The organism is Gemmata algarum (genome assembly GCF_034097035.1).
GTDB classification, from domain to species: Bacteria; Planctomycetota; Planctomycetia; order Gemmatales; family Gemmataceae; genus Gemmata; species Gemmata algarum.
Genome location: NZ_JAXBLV010000212.1, coordinates 17,597 through 38,078, shown reverse-complemented (window position 1 = coordinate 38,078; position 20,482 = coordinate 17,597). Strand labels below are relative to the sequence as shown.

The following is a 20,482-nucleotide window of genomic DNA, read 5'->3' as shown; positions in this document are numbered from 1 at the left end:
CGTTCTCGTGGGCACCAAATCGGCCCGGCTGCAACCTGAACTCGAACCAAGTCAGAATTTCCAGTTATTCTGAATGACCGCGACCGCATCTCGGTGTAGGGTAATATCCTGACACGTAAACACCTCGACGCCCGATTTACGATCCGGTCTATTACCGGGTAATGACGAACGGTGTCGGCCGTTAACGACTCGATGACGGCGAAGGCCTTCGCAACGTGCATTCATGGGAACCTCTGACGCCCCCGGAACGCCCCCGGTGCGCCCGCCGGCCGACGACCCGCCCACGCGCGAGGGGTGGCCCCGGCACGTCGTGGCGATCGGCGCGTCCGCCGGCGGCCTCGAGGCGCTCGAGGGGTTCTTCGATCACACCCCGATCGACACCGGGATGGCGTTCGTCGTCATCCAGCACCTGTCCCCGGATTACAAGAGCCTGATGGTGGAGCTGCTCTCCCGGCACACGCGGATGCGGGTGCTGCGGGCGGAGCACGGGATGCCGCTGGAACCGGACTCGGTCTACCTGATCCCCCCGAGGAACAACCTCACCATCCGCGGCGGCCGGCTCCAACTGACCGAGCAGGTGGCGCACAGCGGGGTCCAACTGCCGATCGACCTGTTCTTCCGGTCGCTGGCGAGCGAGTACGGGGACCGGGCGGTCGGGGTGATCCTGTCGGGCACCGGCAGCGACGGGGCGCGGGGGGTGCGGGCGGTCAAGGAGGCGGGCGGGCTGGTGGCGGTCCAGGACGAGGCGCAGGCCCGGTTCGACGGGATGCCCCGCAGCGCCATCGCCACCGGGCTCGTCGACCTGGTGCTGCCGGTCGAGCAACTGCCCGCCGAGCTGGTCAACCAGTTGGAGCTGCGGGCCGCCAGCCCGCCGCCCCCGCCCGGCCGGGCGCTCGAAACGGACGACGCCCTCCTGCGGCAGATGTTCGACCTCCTGCGCCAGCACGCGGGCGTCGACTTCTCGCTGTACAAGCCGGCCACCGTGACCCGCCGGGTGGACCGGCGGATGAGCGCCAACCGGGTCGAGCGGTTCCCCGACTACGTGCGGCTGCTGGAGCAGTCGCCGCCGGAGCGGGACGCGCTGCACCGCGAGCTGCTGATCGGGGTGACCCAGTTCTTCCGCGACCCCGCGGCGTTCGAGGTGCTCCAGACGCGGGTGGTCCCGGAGCTGTTCGCCGCGGCGCCGGCGGGGGAGCCGGTCCGGGTGTGGGCCCCGGCGTGCTCGACCGGGGAGGAGGCGTACTCGCTGGCCGTCCTGCTGCGCGAGTACTGCGACGCCAACCAGCTCCGCTGCCACGTCAAGATCTTCGCCACCGACGTGGACCGCGAGGCGGTCGCGTTCGCCGCCGCCGGGGTGTACCCGGAGGCCAGCGCCGCGCGCGTCGCGCCGGACCGGCTGGCCCGGCACTTCACGGCCGTCAGCGGCGGGTACCAGGTCAGCCGGGCGATCCGCGAGATGGTCGTGTTCGCGTACCAGAACCTGGTGAAGGACCCGCCGTTCACCCGGATGTCCCTGGTCGTGTGCCGGAACCTGCTCATCTACCTGCAACCGGTGCTCCAGCGGAAGGCGCTGGCGCTGCTGGCCTACGCGCTGCGGCCGGGCGGGTTCCTGTTCCTGGGGGCCAGCGAGAACCCGGGGCACCTGGGGCACCAGTTTCAGGTCGTCGACACCCGCTGGAAGGTGTACCGGGCGACCCAGAGCGGGCGCGGGTCGCTGACCGACATCCTCGCCCTGAGCCGCGCCCCCAGCGCCGGCCCGCTCCCGGCCCGGGGGCCGCGGCTGACCGGCGACGACGTGCTGCTGGACCGGGTCCACCAGGAGCTGGTGCGGGCCCTCGGGCAGACGTGCCTCGTCGTGGACGCGGGCTACCGGCTGCTGCACAGCTACGGGAACGCGGCCGAGGTGCTCACCGTCCCGCCCGGGCGGGCGACCCTCGACCTGCTCCGGATGGTCCCGGCGGAGCTCGCGTCCGCGATCCGCGTCTCGGTGCTCCGCGCCGCCAAGGAGGGGCAGGAGGCCTCCCAGCCGGTGACCCTCGGCGGGGCGGACCCGCGGGCCGCCCTGCTGCGGGTCCGCCAGTTGCCGCCGGCGCCGGACCAGGAGGCCCTGTTCCTGGTGCTGCTGGAGCGGGCGGGCGGCCCGGCGGGGTCCCCCGCCGGGGGCGGCGACGCGGACCGGTTCCGGTACCTGGAGGGGGAGCTCGAGCGGACCCGGGAGAACCTCCAGGCCACCATCGAGGAGCTGGAGACCTCTAACGAGGAGCTCCAGGCGACGAACGAGGAGCTGGTCGCGGCCAACGAGGAGCTCCAGAGCACCAACGAGGAGCTCCAGTCGGTCAACGAGGAGCTGCAAACGGTCAACGCCGAGTACCAGCAGAAGATCGACGAGCTGACGCAGCTCACCGACGACTACGAGAACCTGCTCCGGGTCACGGACGTGGGCATCCTGTTCGTGGACGAGGGGCTGCGGATCCGCAAGTTCACGCCGGCGGTGTCGCAGGTGCTGCACGTCATCCCCGAGGACGTCGGGCGCCCGCTCGAGCACCTGTCCGGCGGGGTTCTGGGGCTCAACCTGGCGGGCCGCGCGCGGGCGGTGCTGGCCGGGGGCGCCGCCGACGCGGTCGAGGTGCCGGCGCCGGGCAACCGGCACCTGCGGACCCGGTTCCTACCGTACCTGGTGGACGGGCGGCTCCGGGGGGTGGTGGTGTACCTGCTGGACATCACCCCGGAGCGGCAGCGCGAGCTGCGGACGGTCGAGATCCTGAACTCGCACCCGGCTCACGTGGCGGTCCTCGACGGCGCCGGCACCATCGTCATGGTGAACCGGGCGTGGGAGCAGTTCGCGCGGGCGAACGGCGACCCGGACCTGACCCGCACCGGGGTCGGGGCCAACTACCTGACCGCCTGCGACTGCGGGGGGGACCCGGCGGCGGAGGCCGCCCGGGACGGGATCCGGGGGGTCCTCGACCGGCGCCTGCCCCACTTCTACCTCGAGTACCCGTGCCACGCGCCGGACCGCCGCCGGTGGTTCATGATGCGCGTGTGCCCGACCGGGGAGCCCCCGTCCGGGGCCATCGTCTGGCACCTCGACATCACCGAGCGGCGGGAGGCCGAGGAGCGGCTCGCGGCGGGGCGCCCGGGCCCCGGTGAACCGACCGGCGCGCCAGAATAGGGAGCTCGCCCATGCGGACCGACCTGCGGCACCTCGCCGAACAGCTCCTCCGGGACGGCACCGTCGCGGCCCCGGACCTGCGCGGCGTCGACCTCGACGGGCTGCTGCACGAGCTGTACGTGTACCACGCCGAGCTGGTGGTCCAGAAGTCCGAACTGGAGGCCGCGCAGGCGGAGACCGAGCGGTCCCGCAACGAGTACGCGCAGCTGTTCCACTACGCCCCCGCGAGCATCCTGTTCCTGGACCGCCGCGGGGTGATCCGGGAGGCCAACCAGACGGCCGCCCGGGCGCTCGGCGCCGACGCCGGGGCGGTCCGGGGGAAGCCGTTCACCGCGTTCCTGGCCGGGGACGACCACGCCGCGTTCCACCGGCACCTGAAGGCGGTGCTGGGGGCCGGCCACCGGGCCGAGTTCTCGGCCCGGTGCGTGCGCCCCGGCGGGGGCGGGTTCCCGGCGGAGGTGGTGCTCGAGTGGTGGCCGATGAGCGAGCCGGGGGCGCCCCGCGCCGCCGCGGCGGTGCGGGACGTGAGCGACCGCGCCGCCGCGGAGGCCGAGCGCCGCGCCGCCGCGGAGGCCGAGCGCCGCGCGTGGGACCAGACCCGGGCCACGCTCGACGCGCTGCCGGCGCAAATCGCCCTCCTGGACCCGGCCGGGGCGATCGTCGCGGTGAACGCCGCGTGGCGCCGGTCCGGGACCGCCGGGGATGTCGGCGCGCCGTACCTGGGCGTGCGCGCCCGGGCCTGGGCGGGCACCCGGGCCGACGACGAGCGGCGCGTGGCCGACGGGCTGGCCGCGGTGCTCGCCGGCGCGACCGCCGAGTTCGTGTTCGAGTACCTTTACGGCCCGCACGACGGGCCGCGCTGGTGCCGGCTGATGGCCACCCCGGTCCACGCGGACCGGGTGACCGGGGCGGTGGTCGCGCACGTCGACGTGACCGAGCAGAAGGCGGCCGAGCAGGCCCTGCGGTTCCGGGAGCGGGTCATCAGCTGCGCCGACCAGGGGTTCGCCATCAGCGACTTCCTGGCCCCGGACCGGCCGCTCATCTACGTCAGCCCCGGGTTCGAGCGGGTCACCGGGTGGGCGGCGGCCGACGCGATCGGCCGCAACTGCCGCTTCCTCCAGGGCCGGGACACGGACCGGGCCGCGGTGGACCGGTTGCGGGCCGCCCAGGCGGCCGGCGAGGCGTGCGCCGTCGAGCTGCTGAACTACCGCCGGGACGGGAGCCCGTTCTGGAACGGGCTGTCCATTTCGCCGGTCCGGGACGAGGCCGGGCGGGTGACCCACTACGTGGGCGTGCTGGGCGACGTGACCGCCCGCCGCCGGCTCGAGGAGCAGACGCGGCAGGGGCAGAAGATGCAGGCGATCGGGCGGCTGGCCAGCGGGGTGGCGCACGACTTCAACAACCTGCTGACGGTCATCAACGGGTACACCGAGATCCTCCTGTCCGAGTTGCCCCCGGGCGGCCGGGCGCACCAACTGCTGCGCGAGGTGTGGAACGCGGGCGAGCGGTCCGCGGGCCTCACCCGGCAGCTGCTGTCGTTCAGCCACAAGCAGGTGCTCCGGCCCCAGGACCTCGACCTCAACGCCGTGGTCGCGGGCGCCGAGTCGCTGCTGCGCCGCCTGATCGGCGAGCACATCCGGCTGGTCACGCGGCCGGGGGCCGACGCGGGCGCGGCCCACGCCGACGCGGGCCAGTTCCAGCAGGTGCTGATGAACCTGTCGATCAACGCCCGCGACGCCATGCCCACGGGGGGCCAGTTGACCATCCGCACCGGCGCCTTCGACCTGGGTCCGGAGCACCCCCGGGCGAGCCTCGGGGCGCCGCCCGGGCGGTACGCCACCCTGAGCGTCTCGGACACCGGGTGCGGCATGTCGGCCGAGGTCAAGGACCACCTGTTCGAACCGTTCTTCACCACCAAGGGCGTGGGGAAAGGGACCGGGCTGGGGCTGGCGACCGTGTTCGGTGTGGTTCAGGGCAGCGGCGGGTGGGTCGAGGTGGAGTCCGAGCCCGGGGCAGGCACGACCGTGTGCGTGTACCTGCCCCAGGTCGCCGCGCCGGCGCCGCTGCCGCCCGCGCCGCCCCCGGCCCGACCGCCGCGCGGCGCGGAGACGATCCTCCTGGTCGAGGACGAGGACGGCGTCCGCGCGCTGAGCCGCTGCGTCCTGACCGCCTGCGGGTACACGGTGCTCGAGGCGTGCGACGGGGAGGAGGCGCTCCGCCTCGCACGCGCCCAAGGGCCGTCGATCCAACTGGTGCTGACCGACGTGGTGATGCCGGGTCCGAGCGGGCGGGAGGTGGCCGAGGAGATCCGCGGGCGGCACCCGGCGACGAAGGTGCTGTTCGTTTCGGGCTACACCGACGACGCGGTCGTGACCCGGGGCGTGTTTCAGGACCGGATGCACTTTCTGCACAAGCCGTTCTCACCGCACGCGCTGGCGCTCAAGGTGCGCGAGGTCCTGGACGCGCCGTGACGGCCCGCGCCTCACACCTCCGTGCCAAGCCGTTCCCGCACGCCAATCGGCACCGACTTCGGCGCCCCGCACAGCGGGCGGCGGGCCTTCCTCTCGCGGCCCGCACTCGTGACGATCGCAGAACCGCGCGACCTCGGCCGTCCGCGGGCGGGGGCGTGTCTACCACCCCGTGATACCTCGCCACGTCCGTCCCGGAAAATCGGCTCAGCCGAACTCGAACGGTACGCAAAATGCGTAATATCCCGACGCACTCGGCCCAACGCGGGCCGGGTTTCGTTTTTATGGCACCGTCAGGAGACGCATCATGGCAGATACGGTGGTCCAAGGAACTCACAACCGGGTCGAACAACCCGTCGGCGTAGAAGACCTGGCCGGGGTGCGGTCCCGGATCAGTTGGGGGGCGATCCTGGCCGGCTCGGTGCTGGCCGTCGCCTTGTACTTCCTGCTCACCCTGCTCGGCGGGGCGATCGGGTTCTCGGTCAGCGACAAATTCGGCGGCCGGACGATCGGCATCGCGGCGGCCGTCTACGCCATCGTCGTCACGGCCTTCTGCCTGTTCGCCGGCGGGTTCGTGGCCAGCCAACTGACCACCGGGGAGAACAAGCGGGAGGCCGCCATGTACGGCCTGCTCGTCTGGGCCGCGGTGTTCGCCATGCTCTTGTGGCTGATGGCCAGCGGGGTGAAGGCGGGGTTCAACAGCATGGTCGGGGTCGCTACCGCGGGCGGCAACGTTGCGGACGTGGCGGCCAAGAACGTGTCCCAGGCCGACGCCGAGGAGGCCGCCCGCCGGTTCGGGTTCACCCAGCAGCAGATCGACGAGGTGAAGGCGAAGGCCAAGAGCGCCCCGGCGGACGCCCGGGCGGCGGCCGAAGACCCGGCCAACCGGCAGCGGGCCGAGGACGCCGCCCGGGAGGCCGGCGACGTGGCCACCCGGGTGACGTGGTACTCGTTCCTCGGCACCCTGGTGTCGATGCTCGCCGCGGCGGCCGGCGGGTACGCCGGGGCGGGGCCGACCTTCCGGCTGTTCGCGGTGCCGACCGTCCGCCCCCGGCTGGCGTGACGCCACGGCCCGTCGTTGCACCCGTCCGGCGCCCCGCCGGGCGGGTCGCTTCGTACCCGGCCCCCAACCGGCCGACGCACCCAACTCATGTACGATCCGGCTGGCGGTGTTTGGTTTGGCTTTCGTCTCCGTGCAGCGCGATGGTTACTCTCAGACAGCAATGTCTTGGCCACAAGAAACAGACGCCACCAGCCGGGCCGTGAACCAGGAGCCCTTGTGATTACGATCGAGATCAAGAACGCGGACGAGGTGGTGAAGGCCAAGAAGGGGTGGTTCGTCGCCGGCCTCGCGGATCTGCTCCTCGACCTCGACGCCGAGGTCGAGAAGGTGGTTGCGCAGAAGGTCCGGGAGGCGCTGGCCGAGAACGGGGTGGTGGCCGTGGTGGAACGCACCCCGTACCGGTAACTCGCAGCGAAGAACCTGTGCCGCGCCGCCGCGGCGACGTTCGAGAAGTCATCTGTTGCACCTCTTGCCCGCCCCCGACCGTCCCGTTTCCCACCCGGCGGAAGAGGGGTTCGCGCGACACGAGGCGGCTCGTCCCCGTGACCATCCAGCCGAGTGGTAGACGACCCGATGAACCGTGAACACCCCCCGGCCTGCCCGCCGGAGGACGCGCCGCCCGGTGCGGCCCGGCGCAGCGGACGGCCCTTGCCGCGGTGGCTGGGCTACGCCGGCGCCGTCGCCGCGGTGGCGACCGCCACCCTGGGCCGGTTCGCACTCGACCCGGTGCTGGGCGACCGCTACCCGTTCGTCACGTACACCCTCGCCGTAGCGTTCGTCGCTTGGTTCGGGCGGACGCCGCCGACCGTCGTCACGCTCGTGCTCGGCGGGGCGTGCGCCTGCGTCCTGTTCGTCCCGCCTCACCACGCGTTCGCCCCGGGCGAGCCCGGCGTCCTGGTGGGCTCGGTCATGTTCCTGGCGGTGGCCGGAACGGTCGTCGCCATGAGCCACGCCCTGCGGACGGCCCGGACCCGGTGCGAGGGGCTATTGACCGAGGCGGGCGCGCGGGAGTGCGAGTTGCGGAGGGCGGGCCGGGCCGAGATCGAACAGCGGGAGCGGCTCCGGGCGAGTGAGGAGCGGCTGCGGCTGGCCCTCGGGGCTGCGCGCATGATCGCCTGGGAGTACGCCCCCGCCACCGACACCGTGACCACCAGCGACAACCTGTCCGACCTGTACGGGCTGCCTCCCGGCACCAGCCTGGCCGGGGCGGAAGAGGGGTTCCGCCTGGTCCACCCGGACGACGTGGCCGGGCACCGGGCGGCGGTGGACGCGGCGGTCAGCCGGAACGAGGGCTACGTGAGCCGGTTCCGCATCGTCCGCCCGGACGACGGCCGGGCGCAGTGGATGGAAGAGCACGGGCGCCCCGTCCACGGACCGGACGGGGCGCTGCGGCTGGTCGGGGTGGTGGCCGACATCAGCGACCGGGTGCGGGCCGAGGACGAGTTGCGGGCCGGCGAGCGCCGGCTGCGGCTGGCCCTGGACGCCGCCCGGATGGTGGTGTGGGACTGGGACCCAGCGGCGGACCGGGCGACGTTCTCGGCCAACGCCGCCGACGTGTTCGGGCTGCCCGGCGGCGCGACCCTGACGAACAGCGCCGAGGCGTACCCGCTGGTCCACCCGGACGACCTCGACCGGCACCGGGCGACGGTGCAGGCGGCGGCGGCCTCCGGCCGGGGCTACCGGACCGAGTTCCGCATGGTCCGCCGGGACACCGGGGAGACCATCTGGCTGGAGGAGCGGGCGTCCGCCGTCACCGACGCCGCCGGCCGGACCGTCCGGCTGATCGGCATCGACGTGGACGTGACGGGCCGGCGCCGGGCCGAGGAGCGGGCGGCGCTGCTGACGGCGGCGGTCGAGTCGGCCAACGACGCCGTCATCATCACCGAGGCGAAGCTCGACCGCCCCGGCCCGCGGATCGAGTACGTCAACCCGGCGTACACCCGCATGACCGGGTACGCGTTCGCCGACGCGGTGGGGCAGACCCCCCGCGTCCTGCAAGGGCCGAAGACGAGCCGGGCGCTGCTCGACCGGTTGCGGCGGGACTTGGCCGAGCGCCAGGAGTTCACCGGGGAGACGATCAACTACCGCAAGGACGGGTCGGAGTACATCGTGGAGTGGCGGATCACCCCGATGCGGGGGGCGGGCGGGGGGGTCGAGAAGTGGGTGGCCGTCCAGCGGGACGTGACGGACCGGCGGCGGACCGACGAGCGGCTGCGGGCGAGCGAGGAGAAGTTCCGCACCCTGTTCGAGCGGATGGACGAAGGGTTCTGCGTCATCGAGTTCCTGGACGGCCCGCACGGGCCGCTGAGCGACTACGTCCACATCGAGGCCAACCCGGCGTACCTGGCGAACGCCGGCATCCCGAACGTCGTGGGGCGGAAGGTGCGGGAGATGGTGCCGGACGAGGCCGACGGGTGGGTGCAGGTGTACCGCGACGTGCTGCTCACCGGGCGGCCGGTGCGGTTCGAGCGGGAGCTGGTCGCCACCGGGCGGCACCTGGACCTGGCCGCGTTCCGGGTCGAGCCGGCGGACCGGCGGCAGGTGGCCGTGCTGTTCAAGGACGTGACCGCCCGCAAGCGGGCCGAGGCGCAACTGCGGGACCAGGACCGGCGCAAGGACGAGTTCCTGGCGACCCTGGCCCACGAGCTGCGCAACCCGCTGGCCCCGATCCGCAACGGCCTCCAGATCATCCGGCTGTCCGGGGCGGACGGGCCGGTCGGGAAGGCCCGCGCGATGATGGACCGGCAGCTCGACCAGATGGTGCGGCTGGTGGACGACCTGCTGGACGTGAGCCGGATCACCCGCGGCAAATTGGACCTGCGGCGGGAGCGGGTGAGCGTGCGGGCGGTGATCGACGCGGCGGTGGAGACCGCCGGCCCGCAGATCGGGGCCGCCGGGCACGAGCTGACCGTGCGGGTGCCGGACCCGCCGGCCGAGGTGGACGGCGACCCGGCCCGGCTGGCCCAGGTGGTGTCGAACCTGCTCACCAACAGCGCCAAGTATACGCCGCCCGGCGGCCACATCCGGCTGACGGCCGAGCGGGCCGGCGCGACGGTGGCCGTGTCGGTCCGGGACGACGGCATCGGCATCCCGCCGGCCATGTTGGGCCGGGTGTTCGACATGTTCACCCAGGTGGACCGCGCCCTGGAGAAGACGACCGGCGGGCTGGGCATCGGGCTGTCGCTGGTCAAGGGGCTGGTGGAGATGCACGGGGGCACCGTCGAGGCCCGGAGCGACGGCGAGGGGCGGGGCAGCGAGTTCGTCGTCCGGCTGCCGGTCGCCGCGGCCGGGGGCGCTCCGGAAGGCGGCCGGGGGAGCGGCCCGGCGGACGAGGCCCGCCCGGCGGCCCGCCGAGTTCTGGTGGTGGACGACAACGCGGACGCGGCGGACTCCCTGGCCCAGCTTCTGAAGATACTGGGGAACGAGGTCCGCACCGCCTACGACGGCGAGGCCGGGGTCGCAGCGGCGGCGGCGTTCCGCCCGCACCTCGTCTTCCTGGACATCGGGATGCCGAAGGTGAACGGGTTCGAGGCGTGCCGCCGCATCCGCGCGGAGCCGTGGGGCGACGGCGTGACGCTCGTCGCGCTGACCGGGTGGGGGCAGAACGACGACCGCCGGAAGACCGCGGCGGCCGGGTTCGACCACCACCTCGTCAAGCCGGTAGAGTACGCCACGCTGACGAAGTTGATGGCCACAACCGAACCGCCCGCCTGACGCCCCGAGAGCGGCCCCCCCGCGAAGTCATGTAAAAAGCGAGCGGCCGGCCGTTTGGTACAAGCCCGTCTTTACACACGTACCCGCCTGCGGTGTCGGTGTTCTTAACGAGCCGCGACCGCCGGGGAGCGGGATACGTGGCACCCCGCCCTGGCGATCGCCGCTCGTTAAGAAAGCGGCAGCTGCGTTATCGGACTTCCGTGTCCGTATTCTTTGCGCGGTGGACGGTGCGTCGCGTGCCATCTGGTATTTGGGTGGCTTCTCCATTTAGGGCGCGCCCCTGGTGACCGGATGGTCGCCCGCCCAGGGCTCTTGGGATGCCCCTTGAATTTCGCACGCTGGGGCGTGCTGGTTTGGCGTCGTGAACAAGCCCCTGGGCTGTAGCATTGCTTCAACTCGCGGTTCACGCGACTGACTGTAACGAGGTTTGCAACCCGGCACTGGTGGCGGCCGAGTGGGGCACCGACAGGACATTCGCTGCCCGCGGACTACCCAATCGCGACCCGTTCGCTGGGGCACTACTACCACCGAATCACGTGCTTTCGAGCCCGAAACGTTGAGCAGGTGACTTGATAAATTTTGAAACCGTAGAAGTGTAACGTGTTTTATTTTCACCGTTTACATGCGATTCGTGTGAGCCAACATCCGCGCGTCATGAACGGGAAACCCGCGCCGGGCGTCCGGCGCAATTGTTGTCGTGCCGTAGAGGGAAATGATGTGGGGAACGGTCCGAGGTGTCGATCGAACGGCCGACCGCGATTCCGGACGAGGCGCGGCCCCTGGGGGCGGCACGCCCGCCGCTCACGCGCCGCTGACGTGCTCCATGATCCAGCGGTTGGCGTCGGCGAGCATGTCGGGGTGAGCGCCGTGGGTGGTCGGGTAGCGGTTCACGCGGACGGTGGCGCCCGCCCGGGTCAGCGCGGCGGCGGCGCGCCGGGCCTCCGAGACGGGTACGACCGGGTTCGCGGCGCCGTGCCCGATCAGCACGCGCAAGTTGTTCGCGGGGATGCGTCCGCTCGGGAGAGCGCCGTTCAGCGCCACGACCCCCGCGACCCGGGCGCCGAGGTGCAGCCCGAGCCGGCACGCCGCCGCGGCGCCCTCGCCGACGCCCAACAGGAACACGCGCTCCGCGTTCACACTGTAGTGTGCCTTCGTGTACGCCAGGGCCGCTTTGGTGGCGCGGTCGGCGTTACAACCGGACCAGCCGAACGCCGGGAGGCCGTCGGCCCGGCCACCGAGATTGATCGGGCCGCGCAGGCACAGAACAATGTAGTTGCGCCGACTGAGCAGCGGGACCAGACGCGCCGAGTGCTCCTCGCACTCGCCGTCCGCGTGGAACAGCACCACCAGCGGGTACGCGTACTTCGGCTGGTAGTCCACGGGCAGGTACACGCGCACCGGCCGGTTCCCCGCGGCCGGGAGCAAGGCGGAGCGAAACCCTTCGGCCGGGTGCGCGGCGCGGTTGTGTTTGGGAGCCGGCATGGTCAACCCGATGGTCCGGTTAGTGGCCCCTCTGGCGCCCGTTCCGTGAGCGCCGCGAGTCCGAGGGGGCCTGAGCGAGTGGCCCGCAAGCCAGGTCGCGACAACTCTACGTTGGGCGCGGAGCACATTCAAGAAACCCGCGCTGCGGAGTTGAGTCAAAATCGCGCGTTTTCCCAGTTCGTCGCACGGTTCCTCCGGCTGCGCTGTATGCAGTGGAATAGGAAATCTGGGTCGGGTCAACAGGCCCGTCAATGTGAGTAAGAAATTCTGTCTCGAACGGTCCCGCAATGCGCGGCGCATCCGCGCCAGGCGCATCCGATGGCGCATCCGCGCAGCGCGTCATAACCGTGCGCGGCGCCGGATTCAACCCGGGGTTACCGTGGCAGCATCAACACGATCGCCACAGCGGTCGCGCGATTCTGTGCCCGCCACCCGGTTAAATCCGGCCGAGCGTGTCAGAGCGGTTGCGCCGGGGTTAATGCAGGAGCCCCCTATCTTTCAGGTACTTCAGCACCAGTTCCACGCCCTGTTCGGTGGTCTGCGTGGAGGCGTCGAAGGTCAGCTCGGGGGCGACCGGCGGTTCGTAGGGCGCGTCGATGCCCGTGAACTCCGCTTTCTGCCCGGCGCCAACCGTGGCGCGGGCCTGCTTGTACAGCCCTTTCGGGTCGCGCCGCTCGCACGTCTCGATCGGGGTGTTTACGTACACCTCAATAAACGGAATCGCACCGGTCCGGTTCTGCTCGTGCGCCCGGCGTGCGGCGTCGCGGTCCTTGCGGAACGGGCTGATGAAGCTGGTGAGCGCGAACAGCCCGGCGTCCGCGAACAGCTTCGCCACCTCCCCGATGCGGCGGACGTTCTCCTCGCGGTCGGCGGCGGAGAACCCCAGGCCGAACCGGTCGGCCTGTTCCGCGCCGTAGCCGCGCGTCTCGGCCAGAATTTTCGGCCCCGCGTTCAGCCCCAGGCGGACGTTGTCGCCGTCGAGCGTGTACGCCGCGTGCCCGTGCCGGATCAGCACCTGTTCGAGGGCCATCGCCAGCGTCGATTTGCCCGAGCCGGAAAGCCCGGTGAACCAGATGGTTGCGCCCGTTTGCTTCAGGAGCCGCGCCCGCTCCTCGCGGGTCACCGTGCCGGCGTGGAAGACGATGTTGGACATAGCGCGTTCGGATTGCCCGGCGTCGGTGGTTCGTCACAAGAGAAATCAGCCACGTTCAGTTTAAGTTACGGCGCCGCAGATGGCGCGATCGGCGCTGCGTCGCCACTCACGGCCCGGCCACGTTGAACTCGCACGTGCGATCGGCCGGTGTGCTCACGGTGCGGCGGCCGCTGGCGTCGCTCAACTGAACGTGGATCGTGTACACCCCCGGGGCCGGCGGGGCGGAGAAGGCGTACCACACGTAAAAGTCCTGGAGCGGCGAGCGGGTCACGAACCGCTTCTCGAACTTGACGACCGGCACCCGGTGGGTGTTCTCGGTGGTGAATTGTGCGACCACGTTGCCTTTCGCATCGCGGATCTCGGCCGCCCCGTGGACGTGGGTCAGGAACCCGTCCGGGGTGAGCTGGTGGCCCAGGTTGCGCAGCTCCATGTAGAAGTGGACCCGCTCGTTGGGCCGGTAGTGGTTGGCGGGCGGGCGCTGGACGAACCGCCCGAACCCGGGCGGCTCGTTGGTGCAGAACGCGACCTTCTCGATTTTGAGGGCGGCCAGCGGTTCGAGCCGGCTCGCGGCGGCGCGCAGTTGGTCGGTGAGGGCGGCGGCGGTGGCGGGGTCGTTCGCGAGGTCGGCGCTGGCCCCGCGGGCCAGGATCGGCAGCACCCCCAGCACGAACTCCTGCTGGTTCGGCTCCATCCGGCGGATGATCTCGATGGCCTGCTCGGGTCGCCCCTCACAATGGGCGCGGACCGCGGCCAGCAGCGGCGGCTCGGGCGGCACGAGTTGCTGCGTGAGCGGCGGGAACGCGGCCGGCTCGCCGCTGCCCGTCTTCACGATGCTGGGCGGGACGGTCGGGCCTTTTTCGGGGGGCTTCTGGGCGGTGTTCGTGCTCGTCGTGGCGGGCGCCTCGGGCTTGGTCCGGACGACCTCCCCCGGCACCTTCGGCAGCACCGCGAACTGCGCCCGCGCCGGCTCGACGGCGGCCTGCGGGGCCGGGTCGGCCTTCGCCGGCGGGGCCGGTTCGGCCTTGCGCTCCGGCGGGGCGACCGGCCGCGGGCCGATGTGCGCATCGACGTGGAGGCACGCCGGCAGCGCCAGTGCGACCGGAGCCAGGAGAACGAGCAGCGACCGACACCCGGGCATTCGTGACCCTCGGACCGACCCGCGCGGGCACCGCGGGCGGCGGCTCTCATAACATCGCGGGCCGCCCGCGCCAATAGCACCGCCTTGTTGACGCGCCCCCCGGGGTGCCGTAATGTCGGGCGCACCTTCCAGGAGTTCCCCATGCTCTCGCGTCGCGACGCGCTCGCCCTTCCCGCCGCCGGCATTCTGGCCGGTCACCCGCTGTTTCATCACGCGCGGGCGGCCGACGGGGACGACCCGACCAAGGTGTTCACCGGCGGCAAGAAGCCGACCGACGTCCGGCTCGGGGCGCCGAAGACGCTCAACGGCTACTTCCCCTTCGTGGTGCCTAAGACGAAAGAGGCGTGGGAGGCGCGGCGGACGCAGCTCCGCGAGCAACTGCTGGTCGCCACCGGGCTGTGGCCGCTGCCGGAAAAGACCCCGCTGAACGCCGTGGTTCACGGGACAATCGACCGGGGCGAGTACACGATCGAGAAGGTCTACTTCGCCAGCACGCCGGGCCACTACGTCTGCGGGAACCTGTACCGCCCCGCGCACGGGAAAAGCGACGAGAAGCGCCCCGGCATCCTGTTCGCGCACGGGCACTGGGCCGACGGCCGGTTCCACGACGCCGGCGAGAAGGCCGCGAAGGCGAGCGTCGAGGGCGGCGGCGAACCGGACATGGACCGCGGCCGGTTCTTCATGCAGGCCCTGCCGGCCACGCTCGCGAAGCTCGGGTTCGTGGTGTTCCAGTACGACATGCTCGGCTACGCCGACAGCACCGCCATCCCGCACGGGGCGAGTTTCCGGGACGCGGAGGCCGAGCTGCGGCTCCAGAGCCAGATGGGGCTCCAGACCTGGAACAGCGTCCGCGCGCTCGACTTCCTCGCCGGCCTGCCCGACGTGGACCCGAAGCGGCTCGGCATGACCGGGGCCAGCGGCGGCGGCACCCAGACGTTCATGCTCGGGGCCATCGACGACCGGCTGGCGTGCGCCTTCCCGGCCGTGATGGTGAGCACCGCGATGCAGGGCGGGTGCGTGTGCGAGAACTGCTCGCTGCTCCGCGTGAACACCGGGAACGTCGAGATCGCCGCGCTGTTCGCGCCCAAGCCGATGGCCTTCTCCTGTGCGAACGACTGGACGAAAGACTTCGTGCGCAAGGGGTACCCGGAGCTGGAGCAGCTCTACAAGCTGTACGACGCCGGCGACCGCGTGGACGCGAAGGAGTGGCTCCGGTACGGGCACCAGTACAACGTCCACGCCCGCGAGTTCATGTACTACTGGATGCGCAACTACCTTCTGGGCAAAGAGGAGAAGGTCAAGGAGCCGGCCTTCAAGCCGGTCCCGCCGAAGGAGCTGAGCGTCTTCGACGCCGCACACCCGCGCCCGAAGGACGAACTCGACGCCAAGGCGCTCCGGGCGGCCATGTCGAAGGCCAGCGACGCCCAGATGGCGAAGTTGGTTCCCAAGGACGCCGCGGGCCTGAAGGAGTTCCGGCGGGTGGTGGGCACCGCGCTGTGGGCGATGGTGAACAGCACGTTGCCCGAATACGACTCGCTGGTCATCAGCTTTCAAACCGGTCGATTTCCGGTGGAATGGCCTGATGGTTATGAAGGGTGTAAAGAGCAAGTCACGCGCACTCGCAAAGAGCAAGATGGTACGCATTCGATCGTTGATGAATTCGCCCGCGATCCGGACGGCTCGGTACGCCATTACACCTCCGGTGAAACGCTCCCGCTGTTCTGGTCGTGGGGAAAGATGCGCGCCCACCATGCCTGGGTCGTTTGGGTTCACCCAAAAGGTAAGTCCAGCCTTTTTGAGAAGGGCAAGTGGGTCCCGGCCGCGAAGGCGATTTTGGACAAAGGGTTTGGCATCATGGCCCCGGACGTGCTCCACACGGGTGAACTTGTTGGGGATAAAACGCCTGCCGTAGACAAAACTTACGCCGGGTACACTTACGGCTACAACCGCGCGGTCTTGGCGCAACGCGTTCATGACGTGCTCACCGCCATCACTCGGACTTACGGTTTTACTAACGAGCAAAAGCGACGCTCCCCGGTTCACCTCGTCGGGTGGGGCGAGTTCGGCCCGATCGCCGTTCTCGCCAAGGCCCTCGCGGGCGACGCGGTCGCGAAGACCGCGGCCGACCTCAACGGGTTCAAGTTCGAGGACATCACGGACCCCGCCGACCCGATGCTGCTGCCCGGCGCCGTGAAGTACGGCGGGCTCGGCGCGTTCCTCGCGCTGTGCGCGCCCGGGGAGGTGCTGGTCCACAACCACAAGGACACCGGCACCGGGCAACTGTCCCGCGCGGCCTATGAGGCGGCGGGGGCGGCCAATAAGCTAACCCGCAGCGCCGACAAGCTCGACCCCGCGAAGGTGGTCGAGTGGCTGGTGAAGTAGCCCGGGCCTCGCTGAAGGACGCCATGAACCGCTCCCTACAGGTCGTCGGATCCGTGCTGGTGGCGCTGTGGCTGCGGACCGCGTTCTACACCGTGGACGCGGCCGAGTTCGTGTACGTCACCCGGTTCGGGGCGCCCGTCGCCCTGCACGACGGCGCCCGCGGCGCCGGGCTGCACCTCAAGGCCCCGTGGCCGGTCGATTCGGTGCTCCGCATCGACCGGCGGTTGCAGTCGTTCGACCTGCCCGCCGTCGAGGCGCTGACCCGCGACCCGGTCACCCGCACGGTGGACAAGACCCTCGCCGTCGATGCCTTCGTCACCTGGCAGATCCCCGACGCCGCCGCCGCGGACCGGTTCGTGAAGACGGTCCGCACCCCCGAGCAGGCCCGCAAGCTGCTCGGGCCGATCATCAACGGCCGCCTCGCCACCGTCATCAGCACCATGCCGATCGAGGACCTGATCGGCGTCACCGACACGCAGCTCACCCTCGCCGCGGTCGCCGGCGGCCCGATCCTCGGGCTCCCGGAGTCGTCCTTCCGCGCCGACGACGTGCGGCTGATCGACGAGCGCAACGAGCGGGTGCGCCGCAAGCTGCTCGGGGCCGACGGCCCGAGCGGCGGGGCGGGCGGCGCGGCCGACAACCTCCGCGTGAAGGCCCTGGAGGAGTACGGCATCCAGGTGATCGACGTCCGCGTGCGCCGGTTCAGCTACCCGAACGACGTGCGGGCCAGCATCGCCGAGCGGATCCGCTCCGAGCGGGCCAAGAAGGTCGCCGAGTACGAGAGCGAGGGCCGCAAGCGGGCCGCGGACATCACCACCGACGCCGACCGCGCGGCCCGCATCGTGGAGGCCGACGCGCGAGCGCAGAAGACCGTGATCGAGGGCCAGGCCGCCGCCGACGCCGCCCGCATCCGCGCCGCCGCCTACGCCCAGGACCGCGAGTTCTACCTGTTCCTCGAACAGTTGAAGTCGTTCCAGGCGATGCTGGCCGAGACCCGCGACACGCTGCTGCTCACCACCAAGCACCCGCTGCTGCGGATCATCCAGGGGCCGCCGGCCGCCCCGCCCCCGCCGAAGTAACGGCCCCGCCGACCACGGTCTCATTCACGATCCGGCTAGCTATGTCTGTTTCTTGTGGCGCAGACATTCCTGTCTGCGCAGCGCGAGAAGGCCGCACCGACAGGAATGTCTGTGCCACATAGACGCCAAAACAGGCACCAACAGCCGGAACGTGAATCAGGAACGACGCCCGCTTCACGCCACACGCCGGGGGCACCATGTTCCGCGCTCGCAACGTCCTCCTCGTCGCCCTGGCCGCGTACCTGCTGACGGGCGTGTACCAGGTCGCCCCGGAGGAGCGCGCCGTGGTGCGCCGGTTCGGCGCCATCGTGGCCCACCCCGGGCCGGGGCTCGGCTTCGGGCTCCCGTGGGGCGTGGACCGCGTGGACCGCGTGCCCGTGCGCACCGTGCGGCAGCTCAAGCTCGGCTACGACCCCGAGGCCGCCGCCGACGCCGCCGCCCCCGCCGGCCAGTTGCTCACCGGCGACCAGAACCTCGTCAACGTGCAGCTCGTGGTCGATTACGCGGTGGGCGAGACCGACCGGGACCTCGACGACTACGTGATCCAGCGCGCCGCCGTGGACCCGGCGCTGGCGCAAGCGGCCGAGGCCGCCGCCGCCGAGTGGGTGGCCGGCCGGACCGTCGATCAGGTGCTGCTGACCGGCCCCGGGGCGCTGCCGGCGTGGGTCATGGAGCGGCTCGCGGAACGGCTCCCGGACCTGCGGCTCGGGGTCCGGGTGCAGCGGGTGAGCGTGGCCCAGATCGCCCCGCCGGACGAGGTGCGGGCGGCGTTCGAGGCGGTCGCGCAGGCGCAGGCGGGCATCCGCACCAAGGAGTTCCAGGCCCAGCAGGAGCGCGAGCAGCGGCGGCAGCAGGCGGACGCGCTCCGCTACCGGCTCAGCCAGGAGGCGACCGAGTACCGCGAGTCGCAGTTGCGTCAGGCCGGCGCCGACGCCGACGATTTCCTGGCCCAGCTCGCGGCGTACCGCGACGTGCGGCGCACCAACCCGGACGCGCTGGCGTTCCTGTGGTGGGACGAGATGCGCCGCACGATGCTCGCGCTGCGGGCGCGGGGCGGCACGGTGCGCCCGCTCGACCACCACCTCCAGAACGGCGAACTGAACCTGACCGAAGTCGTCCCGCTCCCGAAGCGCTGAGCCCGGCTCCCGCTGTTGCACCGGGCGCTTTTCCCGCGCGGCACTTCCGGAAGTCCGCGCCGCGCCCGGGAACGCCACCGGCGCCGATTTCCGTTCGCGGGCCGAAACCGCCTCCGGGAACCAATTTCGCCGCAAACCTCTTGTCGTAAACCTCTTGCGGAACTTCATTCGGTGTGGCCCTTCGTTCATTGTGACGCCCTGTGCCGGTTTTGCGGGCGCGATTCGGTGGTAGCAGTGCGCCAGCGAATCGCCAGTTCGTGACCCGTCCGCCGGCACCGAATGTCCACTCCGTGCCCCATCGAGTACCGGCGGGGTTGCGGTGTAACCCTCGTTACAGCCGCCGTTCGCCTCCGCCGCGCCCGCGTGTTCCGGCACCGCCGGCGGGCACGGCGGAGGCAAACGGCGCGAGCCGCCCACGATACCCGGTGCCGGACGGGCGGCTCACACCCGGCCGGCGGAACGGAGCCCCCCATTAGACTGATGGCACGGCGGCCACGCGCGGCGCACGGCTCGGCCGGCGCGCCCGCGGGACGGGTCGGTCCGGACGCTGCGCGGGTTCGGCAGCCGCCTGCTACCGCGCCCAATGCTGTGTGGCGGATAAACGAGTACCCCGGCAAAGAAGGAAGGTGCGGTCACGACAACCGGAGCAAGAATTAGATGAGCGCCGCGGATAAACTCAGAGAGGATGTCGAAGGGGAAAGGCGATGACCGAGATGGAGTGGTTCTCGGGCCACGACCGGGGTGCGATGTTGGATCAAATGGTAGGGAAGTGGAGCAAACGGCAACTGCGGCTCTTCGCCTCCGCGTGTTGCCGTCGAGTCTGGCCCCTCATTGTGTCGGACGCCGCGCGGCGAGTCGTCGAGCTCACGGAACTCTGCGCTGACGGCTTGGCGACCGAGTTGGATCTTCAGGCCGCAGCATCCTTCGCCGAGGCCAACACATTCAGCCTCGACACCTCCACAGCCCGGGCCAACACCGCTGCTGAAAGCCTTGCGACAGTCGATAATTACTCGGGGCCGTGTATGCTTGTTGCCCAGTGTGCCGAATTCGCGGCAGAGTCGGAGGAGGGTGAACGAATAGCCCAGGCCGGGCTGCTCCGCGACATCTTCGGGAACCCGTTCCGCCCCGCCGCCATTGATCCTGCCTGGCTCACGTCCACCGTCGTGGCCTTAGCCGAAGGCATCTACCAAGATCGTGCCTTCGAACGCCTTCCGATCCTCGCCGACGCCCTCCAGGATGCCGGGTGCGAGAACGCCGACATCCTCGACCACTGCCGTGGCCCGGGGCCGCACGTCCGCGGGTGCTGGGTGGTGGATCTGGTGCTCGGGAAAGAGTGAACGGGGGCGATCGGATTTGCGATTCGGCAATCGAGACACGACAGAGATCAACGCGCTAAACAAGTACCTCTGGGCGGTCGCCCGGTGGGTGGTGTGGGAAAAGATATTGACCACGAGCAACGAGTTAAGTTTGAAATTTAAAATTATAATGTATTAATATTCATGATTATTATGAGCTTGCTTTTCCTTCTCGTCCATTGCGTTTTTGGCCGTTGAGCCATCCGGACGGGGCTGCGGGCTCCGGCCGCGAACGGTTCTGCGGCTTGAACTCCGCTGCGGAGAGATCTGGCCGGGTCGGCGGTGCCACCGGTTGAACGCCGGGCCGCAGCCAAGTGCGCGCCCGCGGTACGGGCCGGCC

At 70.9% G+C, this 20,482-nt stretch carries 12 protein-coding genes; 9 read left to right on the top strand and 3 right to left on the bottom strand.

Annotated features, from left to right (window positions below; genetic code table 11):
- Positions 1-223 precede the first annotated feature (223 nt).
- The 5 genes from R5W23_RS25300 to R5W23_RS25280 all read left to right on the top strand — a co-directional run bounded on the left by R5W23_RS25300 (position 224) and on the right by R5W23_RS25280 (position 10,417).
- Positions 224-3,172, top strand: a complete 2,949-nt coding sequence (locus R5W23_RS25300) for a chemotaxis protein CheB (protein WP_320688751.1) — start codon at positions 224-226, stop codon at positions 3,170-3,172.
- 11 nt (positions 3,173-3,183) lie between these two features.
- Positions 3,184-5,643 carry a hybrid sensor histidine kinase/response regulator gene (locus tag R5W23_RS25295; protein ID WP_320688749.1) on the top strand — a complete coding sequence of 820 codons (2,460 nt, stop codon included), beginning with the start codon at positions 3,184-3,186 and terminating at the stop codon, positions 5,641-5,643.
- A 304-nt stretch (positions 5,644-5,947) separates the two neighbouring features.
- Positions 5,948-6,703: a hypothetical protein gene (locus R5W23_RS25290; protein WP_320688748.1), complete on the top strand. Its 756-nt coding sequence runs from the start codon at positions 5,948-5,950 to the stop codon at positions 6,701-6,703.
- Between the two features lie 216 nt (positions 6,704-6,919).
- Positions 6,920-7,108, top strand: coding sequence for a hypothetical protein (locus R5W23_RS25285; RefSeq protein WP_261188683.1), 189 nt, complete (start codon positions 6,920-6,922; stop codon positions 7,106-7,108).
- A gap of 168 nt (positions 7,109-7,276) precedes the next feature.
- The gene (locus R5W23_RS25280; RefSeq protein WP_320688746.1) at positions 7,277-10,417 is read left to right on the top strand and encodes a hybrid sensor histidine kinase/response regulator; all 3,141 of its coding nucleotides are present in this window, start codon (positions 7,277-7,279) and stop codon (positions 10,415-10,417) included.
- Positions 10,418-11,218: 801 nt separating this feature from the next.
- Here R5W23_RS25280 and R5W23_RS25275 read toward each other — a convergent pair.
- The 3 genes from R5W23_RS25275 to R5W23_RS25265 form a co-directional block, all read right to left on the bottom strand.
- A complete protein-coding gene (locus tag R5W23_RS25275; RefSeq protein ID WP_320688744.1) occupies positions 11,219-11,899 on the bottom strand; it encodes an alpha/beta hydrolase in 681 nt (226 codons plus the stop codon).
- Positions 11,900-12,374: 475 nt separating this feature from the next.
- Positions 12,375-13,052 carry an adenylyl-sulfate kinase gene (gene cysC / locus R5W23_RS25270; RefSeq protein ID WP_320688743.1) on the bottom strand — a complete coding sequence of 226 codons (678 nt, stop codon included), beginning with the start codon at positions 13,050-13,052 and terminating at the stop codon, positions 12,375-12,377.
- Between the two features lie 106 nt (positions 13,053-13,158).
- Positions 13,159-14,190, bottom strand: a complete 1,032-nt coding sequence (locus R5W23_RS25265; protein WP_320688742.1) for a hypothetical protein — start codon at positions 14,188-14,190, stop codon at positions 13,159-13,161.
- A 141-nt stretch (positions 14,191-14,331) separates the two neighbouring features.
- On the opposite strand from R5W23_RS25265, the gene R5W23_RS25260 reads away from it, so the two are divergent.
- The 4 genes from R5W23_RS25260 (at position 14,332) to R5W23_RS25245 (ending at position 20,124) form a co-directional block, all read left to right on the top strand.
- Entirely contained in the window at positions 14,332-16,572 is a 2,241-nt protein-coding gene (locus R5W23_RS25260; protein WP_320688740.1) for a hypothetical protein, read from the top strand.
- Positions 16,573-16,595: 23 nt separating this feature from the next.
- A complete protein-coding gene (locus tag R5W23_RS25255; RefSeq protein ID WP_320688738.1) occupies positions 16,596-17,651 on the top strand; it encodes an SPFH domain-containing protein in 1,056 nt (351 codons plus the stop codon).
- A 197-nt stretch (positions 17,652-17,848) separates the two neighbouring features.
- The gene (locus R5W23_RS25250; RefSeq protein WP_320688736.1) at positions 17,849-18,787 is read left to right on the top strand and encodes an SPFH domain-containing protein; all 939 of its coding nucleotides are present in this window, start codon (positions 17,849-17,851) and stop codon (positions 18,785-18,787) included.
- Positions 18,788-19,491: 704 nt separating this feature from the next.
- A complete protein-coding gene (locus R5W23_RS25245) occupies positions 19,492-20,124 on the top strand; it encodes a hypothetical protein (protein ID WP_320688735.1) in 633 nt (210 codons plus the stop codon).
- The last annotated feature ends 358 nt before the right edge of the window (positions 20,125-20,482 follow it).